Source organism: Bacillus sp. SRL543 (assembly GCF_984799205.1).
The window spans coordinates 2,524,825-2,538,728 of record NZ_OZ481794.1; the positions used below are offsets into that span (position 1 = coordinate 2,524,825).

A 13,904-nucleotide genomic window follows, 5' to 3' on the forward strand; every position below is an offset into this window, starting at 1 on the left:
GCTCTAAGGCCCAACGGCATAAAAAAAAGCCGGCTTCCTATTGGGAAAGCCGGCCTGTCATTTCTATAGTTCCGAGCTCAATACGATCTGCCCCTCAGGAAGGGAGTTGCCCGGTTTTGGCTCCAGTGTTATTGCTATGGTATCCCAGTTTTCACTGCTCGTGTCTGCTGCATGATAGAAGGCTGCACCTTTGCTGGTGCTGTCGGGGACAAACGAGCCTGCCGGTACCGGATTGCCGCCTTTTATCAGCCACACCTGGTATACTTGTTCGCCTTCAGTCTGTTCAAGCCCGCCTGCATTGACAATTACTTTCAAGCCGTTGTTCTCCCGAATAAGATAGGCTTCAGCATTGCCGTCGAAGTTTTCTCCAGGCTTAAGGGCAATAGAAGAGATTTTTTCTTCGATCCTTTGCGCAGGCTCTTTCTCGGAGAGCTTCATAATTGCATAGCCATTTCCAATGACTGATAGAAGCAGTGCAGCTGCCAATGCTGTCATCTGCCATTTTCTTTGCGGTTTTGCTATAAATTTTGCTGGCTCATGAATTTTCTCTGCAATAGCTTCCCTCTGTTTTTCTTCATCTTTGAATACTTCTTTTAAAATACGGTCTTTCATCCCCTTAGGAGGCTGGGTATCCTCTGAGAGGAAGGGAAGATGGCCGGATAGCATTTTTAAATCCTCCTGTTCTGCCCTGCATTCTTCACAAGTCAGCAGATGCTGTTCGAAAGCCTGTTTTTCTTTCTGTGTCAGTGTGCCATTAAAATAGTCTATTGATAGTTCGCAATAATCTTTGTTCATGCCTTCTCCCTCCCTTCAGTGGCATCAAGAAATTTCCGGAGATTTTTCAGGGCAAGCCTGACCCTGCTTTTGACAGTTCCCAGTGGAATATTGTATGATTCAGAGATTTTCTGCTGTGTAAAACCTTTAAAATAGATAAGGTCGATGATCCCTTTTTGATCTTCAGACAGTTTTGAGACAGCACTATGTACCTTCATTTTTTCTTCTTTCCACTCTGTCTGTTCTTCCGCCGAGCTTTCCAGGCTGGCGGCCGGCTGAATTTCTTCGAGAGTAACAGGACCTTTATCCCTTTTCCGGATGATGTCAATCGCTGTATTGCGCGCCATTGTAAATAACCATGAACTGAATTTGCCTTTGTCTTCGGTATAATGTCCCTTGCCTCGCCAGATCTTTAAAAACACTTCCTGGAGGGCTTCCTCTGACAAATCTCTGTCTTCTGTCATTTTGTATAAGAATGAGAAAAGAATTTTCTCGTATTTGTCATACAGATCCTCAAGCGCCTGCTTATCTTTACGAAGTATCTTTTCATAAAGCAAGCTGTCATTACTTCTGCTCATCGTATTCCTCCTTCTTTACAGGTTAGCTCTATTATTATAACGGAAAGTGCTGTGCAGGAAGTAAATTCTATCTGCCCGCTCTATACTAAAACGAATATAAAAGGGAAATGGATCAGTTATTGACATGATTATTCAGATTCATTGCTACGCAAAATAGTGTGAATATTCAGCTGATAGCGATATAATAAATGCAGGCAATTCTGTATTCTATTTTATTTTTCGGCACAAAGGTTTTAGGCTTCAGGCAATTGAATATACTGTTTAAGATGTGAGTGCAGTCTTTTCCCGGCAGTACAGATATCTGCCAGACATGAAAAGGAGGGATGCGGATGGCGGAATTGGAAATTGGACAGCAGGGAGTTTTTCTGAAAGAATCACACCGGAAAATGACTAAAGGAAAAATACTCAAAAGAGCTCTGCTCATCACAATTGGAGCCATCCTTATGGGTGTCGGGCTGGAAATCTTCCTTGTTCCCAACCAGGTTATCGACGGCGGAATCGTTGGAATCTCTATCATGCTTTCCCATCTGACAGGAATCAAGCTCGGACTAATCATCTTTCTGCTCAACGTCCCCTTTTTCTTTATCGGCTACAAGCAAATTGGAAAAACCTTCGCTATTTCTACATTGTACGGCATCTCCATTCTTTCTATAACAACCGCCCTCCTTCACCCTGTGCCTGCTTTTACACAAGACATTCTGCTGGCATCGGTGTTCGGGGGAATTGTACTCGGGATCGGGGTCGGCATCGTCATCCGTTACGGAGGGTCCCTTGATGGAAGTGAGGTTCTGGCCATACTGGCCAATAAAAAGCTGCCATTTTCAGTGGGAGAAATCATCATGTTCATCAATCTGTTCATTTTGGGCAGTGCAGGGTTTGTCTTTACATGGGATCGGGCGATGTATTCCCTCATCGCTTATTTTGTAGCTTTTAAGACGATTGATATTACCATTACAGGTTTGGAAGAATCCAAATCGGTATGGGTCATCAGCGACAACTACAGGCAGATCGGAGATGCCATCAACAGCCGCCTTGGCCGCGGAGTGACTTATCTTTCAGGAGAAGGCGCCTATTCAGGGGATGATAAAAAAGTGATTTTTTGTGTAATAAACAGACTGGAAGAAGCAAAGCTGAAGGAAATTGTCGAAGATCATGATCCTTCAGCCTTTCTTGCTGTAGGGGATATAGCTGAAGTTCGCGGCGGGAGATTTAAAAAAAGGGACATTCATTGAGGGAAATCCCATAGAGGGGTTCCCTCTTATTTTTTCAGCGGATATAAAAAGGACTGAACGATTTCTGGTTTAAACCGTCTTATCATTGTTTTTATCAATCATAAGAGGTGTTCATGATGACAGAATTTTATATTTTCTGGCTGGCTTCGGTACTTGGAGCCATACTCGTTATTCCTTATCAGACTAAAATATTGCATGCCCGCATGCAGGAGGCGGCAGAAAAGCAGCCAAAAAAGAAGCTGCCTTCCCTTCCGGTACTTGCACTTATCGGCGCTTTACAAACTGGAGTCCTCCTGGGTGCCGCGGCGTTTACAGGCACCTACCTGGCTCCAAAAACCGGTTTTCAATGGCCCCTGCTTGACCGTTATTTGAATGGCACCGAAATATCCTTTTCAATAGGGCCTGTACTTCTGCTCAGTATCCTCGGAGGTGCAGCATCCGCATTGGCAATCCTGCTGCTGGACCGGCTGTTCAGCAAGAAAATGCCTCCAGCTGAAGCAGAAACGCCAACAAGAAAACAAGCTTTTTTTGCTTCTTTTTATGGCGGGATTTCGGAAGAAGTGCTTATGAGACTGTTTTTAATGACTTTGGTTGTCTATCTGCTTTCATTATTGTCTGATGGAAGCTGGATTTACTGGATTGGAATAGTTTCAGCTGCCTTCTTGTTCGGTGCAGGCCACCTTCCGGCAAGCTATCAGATATACGGTAGGTCATCCATAGTGACGCTGCGGACCATTCTCCTCAACATGGTGCCCGGCATATTCTTTGGTTATTTATACTGGAAGTATGGAATAGAAATGGCGATGCTGGCCCATTTTTGTGCAGATATAGTCCTTCATGTCATCTTTGCCCCGCTTGCTGCAAAATCAAGAAAGCAATAAGGAGCGGCTATTCTACTCGTCTTAACTGGTTTTCCAATGTGCGAAGCGGTAAAGATGCATTCAATATCCTTTATGCGGGATAAACTCTTCCATCCATTCAGTGGACTTACCTGATGCAGAAAGTCCCGCTGCTTCCTGAAAGCTTGGCGGGTATGGGCTATTCCGCATATGCTGGCAGACATGCCGGAAAACATCCTGATATACAAGGCCATTGCTTTGTCTGAACCACTGTTCGACCGTTTCATTTTTAAATCGGCAGAATGGATAGCTGCTTTCTATTAAAAATAGAATTTTAAAAACTTCTGTTTTTTTCATGCTTTCTCACCTTCTTTCTGCTTAATATCATCTTGGCAAAAAAAGGCGGATGCTAAACTGTTTTTGATTCATTTAAGATTAGTTTAAAGAAGGTGATAGTATGGCTGCTATAAAACTGATGGAAGAAATGCCGCCAATGGATCTGCTGCTGATGGCAGATCCTTCAGAAGAAGCGATTAAAGAATATGCAGCAAAAGGAGTCTGCTGGGGGGCTTATGAGGGAGAAAAACTGACAGGAACCTGTATCATCCTTTTCACAAGGCCCCGGACAGCTGAGATTGTCAATCTGGCCGTTTACGGGCATTCCCAGGGACAGGGCTTCGGGAAGCTCCTTCTGCAGCATGCTATTGAATTTACAAAGGCAGCAGGATTCCATACTTTGGAGATTGGCACAGGTAATTCCAGCGTTCAGCAGCTTGCCTTATACCAAAAAGCCGGCTTCCGTATTATTGGGATAGACTTTGATTATTTTACACGCAATTATGCAGGTGAAATCATTGAAAACGGGATCATCTGCCGTGATATGATCAGGCTTTCCCTCCACTTTGATTAATGAATGTGTTTCTCCTGTTTCGCTTTGCGTAATTAGGGAACAATATAGAGAATGAAAAATGGACAGGAGTGATGATCATGGATAATTTGTATACAGCTAAAGCGACGGCTGAAGGCGGCAGGAGCGGCAAGGTACGTTCTGATGATGGAAATATCGACTTTAACCTTTCCATGCCAAAATCATTGGGCGGAAATGGGACAGAAAACGGGACAAATCCTGAGCAGCTTTTTGCTGCCGGGTATGCATCATGCTTTGATGGCGCCCTCAATCTCGTTGCCAGGCAGGACCGGAAAAAAATAGATTCGAAGGTGACGGCTGAAGTGACAATCGGGAAGGAAAATGATGGCGGCCTCGCCCTGGCGGTTGTCCTGAATGCGGCAGTCAGCGGCGTTTCGCTCGAAGAAGCTAAGGCTCTGACAGAAAAGGCACACGGCGTTTGCCCTTATTCCAAGGCTACAAGAGGAAATATTGAAGTAACGGTTAACACTGAAACCTATTAAACGAAGAAATCCCCCGGGGAAACCGGGGGATTTTCCTATTCTATTATAAAGTGACAATGACCGGGCCGTCTTTTGTTACTATGAGCGTATGCTCACATTGTGCCACAAAGCTTTTTTCTTCTGTAACGTATGTCCATCCATCTCCAAGCTCTACAACTTCCTCTGCTCCTGTTGAGATGAATGGCTCAAATGCGATGACCATCCCTTCCCGGAGAAGACCTGTATCCCATGAATCATAATAATTGAGCACATGGTCGGGCTTTTCATGCAAAGAACGTCCGATTCCATGGCCGGTCAGGTTCATGATGACTGTAAAGCCTTCATTGGCAGCTGTCTGGTGAACTGCCTTCCCAATTCCGTTCAGTTTTTTCCCCGGCCTTATTTTTTTCAGGCCGGCATCAAATGCCAGCTGGGCAGTCCTGCAAAGCCTGGCCAGTGTGCCATCGGCTTTGCCTCCTGCAACAAAGGAAAGACCGGTATCCGCAAAATAGCCGTTCTTCGATCCCGAAACATCAATGTTGACAAGATCGCCTTCCTGGATGACGCGGCTGCCGGGAATTCCGTGTGCAACCTCCTCATTTACACTTATGCAAGTATAGCCGGGAAAATCATATTCCCCCTTGGGTCCGGAGATGGCACCGTACTGCTCAAAAAGCTTTCCGGCATGTTCATCAAGCTCTTTTGTTGTTATCCCGGGAATAGTTTTCTCAATCAGCTCATCCCGGATTTTCGCAACAATGCTGCCGATTTCCTTAATCCCGTTCACATCTTCTTCTGTTTTCACAATCATCTATCGTGTTTCCCTTCTCTATTAGATCTCCATATTAGATTACCACAATTTAAACCCAATCAAAAATCTTTGAACGCAAAAAAATGGCACCCGGAAAAGGCTGCCGCATTTATCTCTATTCAGGCAAATAACCTCCTAAAAAGAGGAGCAAGGCTGGGACAAAGCTCCTCCTAGTAGGGATTAAAAAGAATTGGGTATCCAATCCCTAACAGCATCCTAACTCTTTTTTATGAACGAAGCAAAAATGAATGTGCCGGCAGCAATAAAAATTTCACGTGCCCCCTTAACATTTCATAATATTCTGAATATAATAAAGAAAAAATAGGTATAAAAAAAGGCTGATAATATAAAACTATTCAGGGAAAAGGAGGTGAACAGCATGGGTCTTCTAAAATCCTTCCAGGACTGGCTGGCTGTTAGGGAAGAAAACCGGATCGCCGGGCTGCGGGCAGTTGACAAATGCCCTGACTGCTTTGGCCGCGGTTTCAATGCTTATCATGCAAATGAATATGTGTATTATACCAATTCGCTTGAGTGTCCTGGCTGCAGCGGAAGCGGGCTTTATTCAGCCTGGGAGGAAAACAGGCAGTTTTAGCGGTCTAGCTGAAAATCGGACGGGCATCAGAATGCCTGGACCATGCTTCTCCTCTGCTCTGCTGAAGGAAAGAGTGCAGACAAAATGCTGATTCTATATGACCAGAAAATTCTTGCAAAAAAAGCCATGCTGTCATGCATGGCTTTTTTCGCCGTAGACATTCACAATCCAATTCTCTTATAGCTAAGTATACAAAAATTTTTGTCATTATAAGATTTATGCTTTATCAGCGAAGCCATTTCCTTGACGTAATGAAGCTATTTACATACACTCACTTCATAACGTAAGCTGATTACTAAAGGAGAATAGATTATGAGCTTCCATCAAATGCCAATGACCTATGTTTCTCAAATAACACTTAAGGCTGCCAGCCTTGAAAAATCGATTCAATTTTATAAGCAGATCATCGGGTTAACGGTTCTCTGCCAGGATGAAGGCAAGGCGGAGCTTACAGCAGATGGTAAAACAGTGCTAATTAAGCTCGTGCAGCTTCCTGAATTTGAAGCAAAAGCTGCCAGGTCGGCTGGGCTTTACCATTTTGCCCTCCTCCTCCCTGACCGTCCGTCTCTCGCATCCGCCTTAGCACATCTGATCCAGACTGGCTGGCCGCTGCAGGGTGCTTCAGACCATCTTGTAAGTGAAGCGGTTTATCTTGCCGATCCGGACGGAAACGGAATTGAATTGTACTCGGACCGGCCATCGGGATCCTGGATCTGGGAAGACGGTCTGGTCAGAATGGATACAGCTGCCCTGCAGGCCGGGGAGCTGCTTGCCCTTGCAAAAAATCAGCCCTGGACTGGAATGCCTGAAGATACGATCATTGGCCATATTCACCTGCATGTTTCAGATTTGAAGATAGCTCAGGAGTTTTATGTAAAAGGATTAGGCTTTAATATTGCTGCCGAATATGGAGGCCAGGCCCTCTTCCTTTCCACAGGCAATTATCACCATCATATAGGCATCAATACGTGGAACGGGATTGGTGCGCCTCCTGCACGGGAAAATACTGCAGGCATGAAAGAGTATAAATTGCTTTATCCCGACCTGAAATCAATCAGAGAAGCAGCCGAAAGAGTCAGGGAGCTGGGCCATAATGCCGACATGCAGGGAAATTCAGTCTTGACTGCTGATCCATCAGGGAATAAGATTTTATTGTCTATCGAATAAGCATTCTCAGCCAGGGGTATCTCCCAATTCCATAAATGTAAATTTATTTTTTCAAGAGATGGAATGCAGCTGGCTCAGCCAAGTATTGGCTGGGCCTATATTTTGTTTACATAATTATATTATCGTTTCCTTTTTGATAAGATACGCAGGAGCAGCCTTTCCCAATTCCTCCACCCTATTGTCTCTTTCAGCAGTAAAGTCAATGCTGTCCCCTTTCCGACAGGGTACCGAAGGCGTGTTTTTTCTTTCTCGGCAATCCTCCCGCAGAGCTCAGCTACTTCCCTGGGGTCACCATATTTTTCTGCACTTCTGCTCAAATGGTTTTCCAGCTGTGAATAGTATGTATAATAAGGCGATTCAGGCTGCAGCGACCGTTTGGAAACCTTCTTGCCTGTTGTCCAGATGCCTGTTTTGAATGAACCCGGTTCAATGAGAACTACATCGACATTGAATGGCTTCATTTCAATGCGGAGGCTTTCGCTCCAGCCTTCTACAGCATGCTTAGAAGCGACATAGGGAGACAAGCCGGGAAATCCCATTTTTCCACTGATGCTGCTGATATTAATGATTCTTCCCCTCTTCTGTTCACGCATATAAGGCAGAACAGCCTGAGTAACTGCAAAAACGCCGAAGACATTGGTTTCAAATTGGCTCCTGTAATCATCAAGATCTGTTTCCTCAACAAATCCCGCACCTGCAAATCCGGCATTATTCACAAGGAGATCAACTGAGCCGAGGGTCTGCAGGTAGCTGCGGAAAGCTTGGACAGAATCTTCCGAAGATACATCGAGCTTATACAAAGTGATCTTATCCACTGCCCCGGTTATTTCCGCCTGTTCCATCAGGTCATCAGACATCGATAGATCTCTCATTCCAGCTGTAACTTGGAATCCCCTTTTAGCCATTTCAACCGCAATCAGCAGCCCGAATCCCCGGGAAGCTCCTGTTACGATCGCATTTCTGTTCTCCTTCATTTGCTTCGATCCGTCCTCTCGACTCACTCAAATATGGGTCACTGCAAAAAAATCCGGCCTGCTTGCCGGCCGGATTTCCAACATTTATTCTGCCACTACTTTTTTGACCGTTGCATGAACACTATCGCGATTCATCTTTTCTCTGCCTTCTGACAAGGCAGAGAGGGTCCCATGTGCAAGTGCAAGCGGGATTCTGCAGAAATTCAAGATAGGGGCAGATGTTATATCCTTGATATAAGCATCCGCAAGGGCGAGATTCCTTCTGGCGTAACGGAACATCTGGTCATTGTCCCAGCCATCGGGATAAAAGCTGACTCCCCGCTCTTTATCTTCTATTTTATTGCGCAGGATATTGACAGATTGAAGCCCGCGGCCGAACGCAATCGCCAAGTCCTTCTTCGTCTCCGTATTGTCATGCCATTTCCATATGTCTGACAGCATGACGCCGACAAGGCCTGCCACATAGAAAGTATAATCATCAAGGTCTTTTTCATCCCTGATGTTCCAGCCCTTCATCGTCCAGTCAGCCATGCCCTTTGCCATCGTGCTGGTAGAATCAAGGACTTTTTCTTTGATGCTTGCAGGACAGAGCCTGATCCAGTCATAAAGGCGCAGCGTCACTTCGGGCAGCTTTGCTTTATAGGGATTAAAAAGAGATTTGAAATCCTCGGGATTAACAGGTTTCTTCAGCAGCTCGCTTACGGAACGTAAAAGATGGTCCTTTGACTCCGCTTCAAGTTCGGGATGGTCTTCAATCTCATCTATCGCCCTCATGCATAAATAAGCGGATGAAACGGTCTCCTTCAGGCCCGGTGTCAAATAGCTGATCGGAATCAAAAAGGTCCTGCTTGTCTCTTTCAGCATCTCATAGGCTTCATCATGTAGCTTGGCAGTGTCATTCATATCCAATGTTCCCTTCATAATAGAAATATCTATCTTAAATCCTACCATAAAATCATCGTTTTGTTATGTATTAATACTTCCCAATCATAATATTGGCTGAAAGCCGGAATTTTTTCGTATATTTCTGGCTAATACCCATTTCTGAATGATGCTAATCCTATTTTCAGCATAGAAGAATGGCGGCAGGCGCCCATCAAAGTAATGAACTCTTCCATTTTGGCATACAGATATTGTTAGGGTGTAAAAGCTTTGTGAAGATATTTCATCGTGTTTTATTTAAAGCTCTTGTTTGTTAATAATAATTATAAAAAAGTATTGATTTTTTATTGAGAAGTGATATCATTGGTTTCATGGAACAAGCAATCTATTAAATTAAGAGGTGATTTGTACATGGCAAATAACAAATTGACTACAAGCTGGGGCGCCCCAGTAGGCGACAATCAAAACTCCATGACGGCTGGATCTCGCGGGCCGACCCTTATCCAGGACGTCCATCTTCTGGAAAAATTGGCCCATTTCAATCGTGAACGCGTGCCTGAGCGTGTAGTGCATGCCAAAGGCGCAGGTGCACATGGCTATTTTGAAGTCACAAATGACCTGACAAAATATACAAAGGCCGCATTCCTGTCTGAAACAGGCAAACGGACACCGCTGTTCATACGCTTCTCAACTGTAGCCGGAGAGCTTGGTTCAGCTGATACAGTCCGGGATCCGCGCGGCTTTGCTGTTAAGTTTTACACAGAAGAAGGCAATTATGACATCGTCGGCAATAACACACCTGTGTTCTTTATCCGTGATGCCATTAAATTCCCTGATTTCATCCATACACAAAAGCGCCATCCCCAGACACATCTGAAGAATCCGAATGCGGTTTGGGATTTCTGGTCCCTTTCCCCTGAGTCGCTTCATCAGGTAACCATCCTTATGTCTGACCGCGGCATCCCTGCTACATTGCGCCATATGCACGGATTTGGCAGCCATACCTTCAAATGGGTCAATAAAGAAGGCGAAGCTGTCTGGATTAAGTACCACTTTAAAACTGAGCAGGGTGTAAAAAATCTGGCACCTGAAACAGCAGCGAAAATAGCCGGGGAAAATCCCGACTATCATACAGAGGACCTTTTCAATGCGATTGAAAAAGGTGATTATCCTTCATGGAAGCTGTGCGTCCAGATTATGCCGGAAAAGGATGCGGACACATACCGCTTTGATCCGTTCGATGTGACGAAGGTCTGGTCCCAGAAGGACTATCCTCTAATAGAGGTGGGCCGGATGGTATTGAATAAAAATCCTGAAAACTATTTCGCAGAAGTTGAGCAGGCAACCTTCTCCCCTGGCACACTTGTTCCGGGCATTGATGTTTCTCCGGATAAAATGCTTCAGGGACGCCTGTTCGCTTATCATGACGCACACCGTTACCGTGTTGGAGCAAACCACCAGGCTCTTCCGATCAACCGTCCGAAGAATGAAGTGAATAACTATCAGCGCGATGGCCAAATGAGATTTGACTCTAATGGGGGCGGATCAGCTTATTATGAGCCAAACAGCCTGGGTGGCCCTGCAGAAACACCGGAAAACAAGCCTGCACCATTCACCGTTTCAGGTGCTGCAGACAGCGTTTCCTATGACCATAATGACCACTACACCCAAGCCGGCGATCTTTACCGCCTTATGAGCGCAGAAGAGCGTGCCCGCCTAGTGGAAAATATAGTCGGTGCCATGAAGCCTGTTGAAAGTGATGAAATCAAACTTCGCCAGATTGAACATTTCTACAAAGCAGATCCGGAATACGGAACGAAAGTAGCAGAAGGTCTGGGCTTGCAGTTACCGGTTAAAGCATAATCATATATCTGCATCTCGTTATCTGTATTCTCATTAATCATCAATATTCTCAATTACAGGCACCTGCTTCGGCCGGTGCCTGTTCAATATATAAACAAAGCGGGTGCTGCTTATGTACGATTGCCGGCTTAAACAGCTTCTTCCCTGCCTGAAAAAGAGCGGACTGAGAATCACTTCGCAAAGAATGGCCATATTGAAATCACTGGGAAGCTTGATAACCATCCTAGCAGCTGATGAAATTTACCAGTAGCTCAGCGATATGGGCCTTGCAATGGTATGTAATAATAGAAATTATTTGTGAAGCTGGAGATTTTGGACGAGCTTCCCTACGGCAGCGGGCTCAGCAAATACAAATGCTATCGCAGCGATTCATTATCATGCCATCTGCGAAGGCTGCGGGAAAATAAAGAATTTCAGCTATCCGGTTTCGAAGGAAATTGAGAATGCTTTATCACGCCTGACTGCTTAAGTAATCAGGCATCACCACATGGAAATCTGCTGTATATACGCATGGAATGTGCCAAAGTTTCGGCCTTAGAATAATCATTGCTGGATGAGAAGGTGAAATAAATGAACAAAAAGATTTGCCCTAAATGCCAAACAACTGAGAAACAGTTAAAGCACAGCATCATCTGCAAATGCGGCAGCCGGCTTAGGGCCAAAGTTTAGTGGAGAAACGGAGTGTACTGGTATACTAGGTGGGGTTTGCTGAAAGCCAAGTCAGCCAATAAAGAAGCACTGCTGAAAAGTGCTCCTTTATTGGCTGGCTTGTTTATCCTGATTAGCTGCTGACTAGTGAATATTAGTATATGCCTCCTGCGCAGCCGCACTTCCCTTACCCCCATAGATCAATTCCCCGCGAGTTGATCCCTTTCCGGACATTGAGGCGGCTGTTCGAACCATTTGTTTTGGATTAGGAGGTCAAGGCCGTCTTCTGAATAGGCTGTCGTATCTGCAAAGCATCTCATATAATATGCCGCAACATCCCTCCGCAGTGTCATAGAAAGTGACTGTCCGTAACGCGCTACCCCTAATGCATTAAGAGTAGAGACCAGAAACAGCATTAATTCATCGGAATATGGAGCATCCGTTGATTTTGTCACTTTTGAATCCCAGGTCATACCATTTGGCACCAAGTCTTCCTCGAGCAGGCCTTGTACTTTAGATACAAAATCTGCAGCAAGTTCTCTGCCTCTATAGAAATAATCCTTTATTTGCTCATGCCTGACGGTTTGGATGAATCCTGTCAGCAGTTCCTTGCCCATCTGGTTGGTAATGCCATTGTCAAAGAGCTGGGCTGCCTCGATGGCAAGCAGCGGCCTTCTTTTTCCTAACCATCCTCTGACAAAGCTTTTCCTTTCTACAATATCCCGCTTATCCGGATAAGGGATATAAGGCGGCCGGACAAAGATTCCCTTCCCTTTCATCATATCAAGAATCTCCTTCAGAACCCGGTTCGCTTCTTCATAGAATTCGGTATAGAGAGTGAAAACATCATCTCTGGAAGAAATGTTCAAGCCCATTGAATGGGAAAGGACTGCAAATCTGCCCGCATTAAGCATAAAATCACAATAAAACATATCTGTATAGAGCCGGGCCGCATGAAAATTCACATGCTGGTCAGCCGGAAAAGCCCTCGGTATCGGGATATTTTCGCTGTTGAATAGCTGTTCCACTCTTTTCATATGACTTTCTGCCAATTGAATTGTATGCTCGAGGCAAACCTTGATATCCTGATCATCAACATGATGATTGAAATGGTAAAGCATACAGACGATTGCACTGTCGTCCATATAAGTGTTCCATAAATATGCTATTTCAGCGCTGGTCAGCCTTGGGTCATGATGAAATTCCATCTTCCGATCCTCCTTTGATATTAGTAGTATGCGCGAATCTTTCAAAGAAATAACAGAAAATTGGAATGTAAATGGAAATAGATCATAGCAAAACTAGATAAGTTAAGCAGGCTGGTTTCATGCAGACCGCAAATAAATACAATCAGATGCACAAAAAAACGCCCGGCATGACTTCGGGCGCTGCATTTTTTTAGATTTAGGTCAGTGAATTTCCCAGAAAATCCAGGATCAGTTCATTTTATATTTCTCCGGCTCGGATTGTTCCATAAGAAGAAATGCGGCCATATTGTTGAACACAGCTTCTCCCTCTTGCTTAATATACAAACTCTGCAAGTCTCCGATTCAAATTACTTTTCTGCCGGAATTCCTTTTGGATAAAAGAAAAATGGCCAGAAGAAGGACAGAGAATATCAGCGCAGTGAAAACACCGCTTTTTCTGTAAATATTTTGTGCTAATCTTTCCGCTTTATGAAGAAAAGGCTCTTTGAGTGCCTCATCACGATTTGGCGCATAATACAGATGATTGACAGTCGCACCGGACAGGACAGGCTCCCATCCTTCCTTCCCTTCTTCAAGCCAAATCTCAATTATGTCTCCCTTAGTAATATCCATCCGGACTGGACCAATAAATTCATCTGCCATCCAGGATGGAATATAACGGTAAAAAATCTCGAAAACTGTTTCCTGCTGAGCGCTGCCGGGCGCCTTCACAACTTCTGAAGCGGAAATCGTCATTTTTCTGGTTTGGAGATATTCCTGGTTTGGTACATCCCCAAAGAATTCGTCGTTTTCCACCTTGCCGATCAGATGCAATGGCGCCTGCAGCTTCATTTCTTCTACCTCAGCTGGATCGGGAGCAGAAAAAGCCTCTTGGCGTTCCTGGAACAGAAAAAGTACCAGAAGCAGAATCAATGCCTTGAGAATAGTTGTTTTCATAAAAACCT

General features: G+C 44.7%; 15 protein-coding genes. 7 read left to right on the plus strand and 8 right to left on the minus strand.

Annotation, left to right across the window (positions count from 1 at the left end):
- Positions 1 to 63: 63 nt before the first annotated feature.
- Complete coding sequence (locus AC4E8B_RS12715) at positions 64 to 795, minus strand: anti-sigma factor (RefSeq protein WP_490213759.1); 732 nt, start codon at positions 793 to 795, stop codon at positions 64 to 66.
- Positions 792 to 1,352, minus strand: a complete 561-nt coding sequence (locus tag AC4E8B_RS12720) for an RNA polymerase sigma factor (RefSeq protein ID WP_490213760.1) — start codon at positions 1,350 to 1,352, stop codon at positions 792 to 794. Before AC4E8B_RS12720 ends, AC4E8B_RS12715 begins: the two co-directional genes overlap by 4 nt.
- Before the next feature lie 386 nt (positions 1,353 to 1,738).
- On the opposite strand from AC4E8B_RS12720, the gene AC4E8B_RS12725 reads away from it, so the two are divergent.
- Positions 1,739 to 2,584 (plus strand): YitT family protein, encoded by an 846-nt coding sequence (locus tag AC4E8B_RS12725; RefSeq protein WP_490219654.1) that lies wholly within the window; start codon positions 1,739 to 1,741, stop codon positions 2,582 to 2,584.
- A 113-nt stretch (positions 2,585 to 2,697) separates the two neighbouring features.
- A complete protein-coding gene (locus AC4E8B_RS12730; protein WP_490213761.1) occupies positions 2,698 to 3,465 on the plus strand; it encodes a CPBP family intramembrane glutamic endopeptidase in 768 nt (255 codons plus the stop codon).
- 60 nt (positions 3,466 to 3,525) lie between these two features.
- On the opposite strand, the gene AC4E8B_RS12735 is transcribed toward AC4E8B_RS12730, so the two are convergent.
- On the minus strand, positions 3,526 to 3,780 hold the full coding sequence (locus AC4E8B_RS12735; RefSeq protein ID WP_490213762.1) for a replicative helicase loader/inhibitor: 255 nt from the start codon (positions 3,778 to 3,780) through the stop codon (positions 3,526 to 3,528).
- A gap of 100 nt (positions 3,781 to 3,880) precedes the next feature.
- Between AC4E8B_RS12735 and AC4E8B_RS12740 the strand changes: the two genes are divergently transcribed.
- Positions 3,881 to 4,333 (plus strand): GNAT family N-acetyltransferase, encoded by a 453-nt coding sequence (locus AC4E8B_RS12740; protein ID WP_490213763.1) that lies wholly within the window; start codon positions 3,881 to 3,883, stop codon positions 4,331 to 4,333.
- 77 nt (positions 4,334 to 4,410) lie between these two features.
- Positions 4,411 to 4,833: an organic hydroperoxide resistance protein gene (locus AC4E8B_RS12745; protein ID WP_490213764.1), complete on the plus strand. Its 423-nt coding sequence runs from the start codon at positions 4,411 to 4,413 to the stop codon at positions 4,831 to 4,833.
- A 43-nt stretch (positions 4,834 to 4,876) separates the two neighbouring features.
- Here the strand turns inward: AC4E8B_RS12745 and map are convergent, their stop codons facing one another.
- Positions 4,877 to 5,623, minus strand: coding sequence for a type I methionyl aminopeptidase (map, locus tag AC4E8B_RS12750; protein ID WP_490213765.1), 747 nt, complete (start codon positions 5,621 to 5,623; stop codon positions 4,877 to 4,879).
- A gap of 379 nt (positions 5,624 to 6,002) precedes the next feature.
- On the opposite strand from map, the gene AC4E8B_RS12755 reads away from it, so the two are divergent.
- Positions 6,003 to 6,218, plus strand: a complete 216-nt coding sequence (locus tag AC4E8B_RS12755) for a methionine aminopeptidase (protein ID WP_490213766.1) — start codon at positions 6,003 to 6,005, stop codon at positions 6,216 to 6,218.
- Between the two features lie 312 nt (positions 6,219 to 6,530).
- Positions 6,531 to 7,385, plus strand: coding sequence for a VOC family protein (locus tag AC4E8B_RS12760; protein WP_490213767.1), 855 nt, complete (start codon positions 6,531 to 6,533; stop codon positions 7,383 to 7,385).
- 119 nt (positions 7,386 to 7,504) lie between these two features.
- On the opposite strand, the gene AC4E8B_RS12765 is transcribed toward AC4E8B_RS12760, so the two are convergent.
- Both AC4E8B_RS12765 and AC4E8B_RS12770 read right to left on the minus strand, forming a co-directional pair.
- Complete coding sequence (locus AC4E8B_RS12765) at positions 7,505 to 8,359, minus strand: SDR family oxidoreductase (protein WP_490213768.1); 855 nt, start codon at positions 8,357 to 8,359, stop codon at positions 7,505 to 7,507.
- 84 nt (positions 8,360 to 8,443) lie between these two features.
- A complete protein-coding gene (locus AC4E8B_RS12770) occupies positions 8,444 to 9,262 on the minus strand; it encodes a squalene/phytoene synthase family protein (RefSeq protein WP_490219656.1) in 819 nt (272 codons plus the stop codon).
- A 390-nt stretch (positions 9,263 to 9,652) separates the two neighbouring features.
- On the opposite strand from AC4E8B_RS12770, the gene katA reads away from it, so the two are divergent.
- Positions 9,653 to 11,104 carry a catalase KatA gene (gene katA, locus AC4E8B_RS12775; protein WP_490213769.1) on the plus strand — a complete coding sequence of 484 codons (1,452 nt, stop codon included), beginning with the start codon at positions 9,653 to 9,655 and terminating at the stop codon, positions 11,102 to 11,104.
- Between the two features lie 848 nt (positions 11,105 to 11,952).
- On the opposite strand, the gene AC4E8B_RS12780 is transcribed toward katA, so the two are convergent.
- Both AC4E8B_RS12780 and AC4E8B_RS12785 read right to left on the minus strand, forming a co-directional pair.
- Positions 11,953 to 12,960: a DUF3231 family protein gene (locus AC4E8B_RS12780; RefSeq protein WP_490213770.1), complete on the minus strand. Its 1,008-nt coding sequence runs from the start codon at positions 12,958 to 12,960 to the stop codon at positions 11,953 to 11,955.
- A gap of 342 nt (positions 12,961 to 13,302) precedes the next feature.
- On the minus strand, positions 13,303 to 13,896 hold the full coding sequence (locus tag AC4E8B_RS12785; RefSeq protein ID WP_490213771.1) for a hypothetical protein: 594 nt from the start codon (positions 13,894 to 13,896) through the stop codon (positions 13,303 to 13,305).
- Between the last annotated feature and the right edge of the window lie 8 nt (positions 13,897 to 13,904).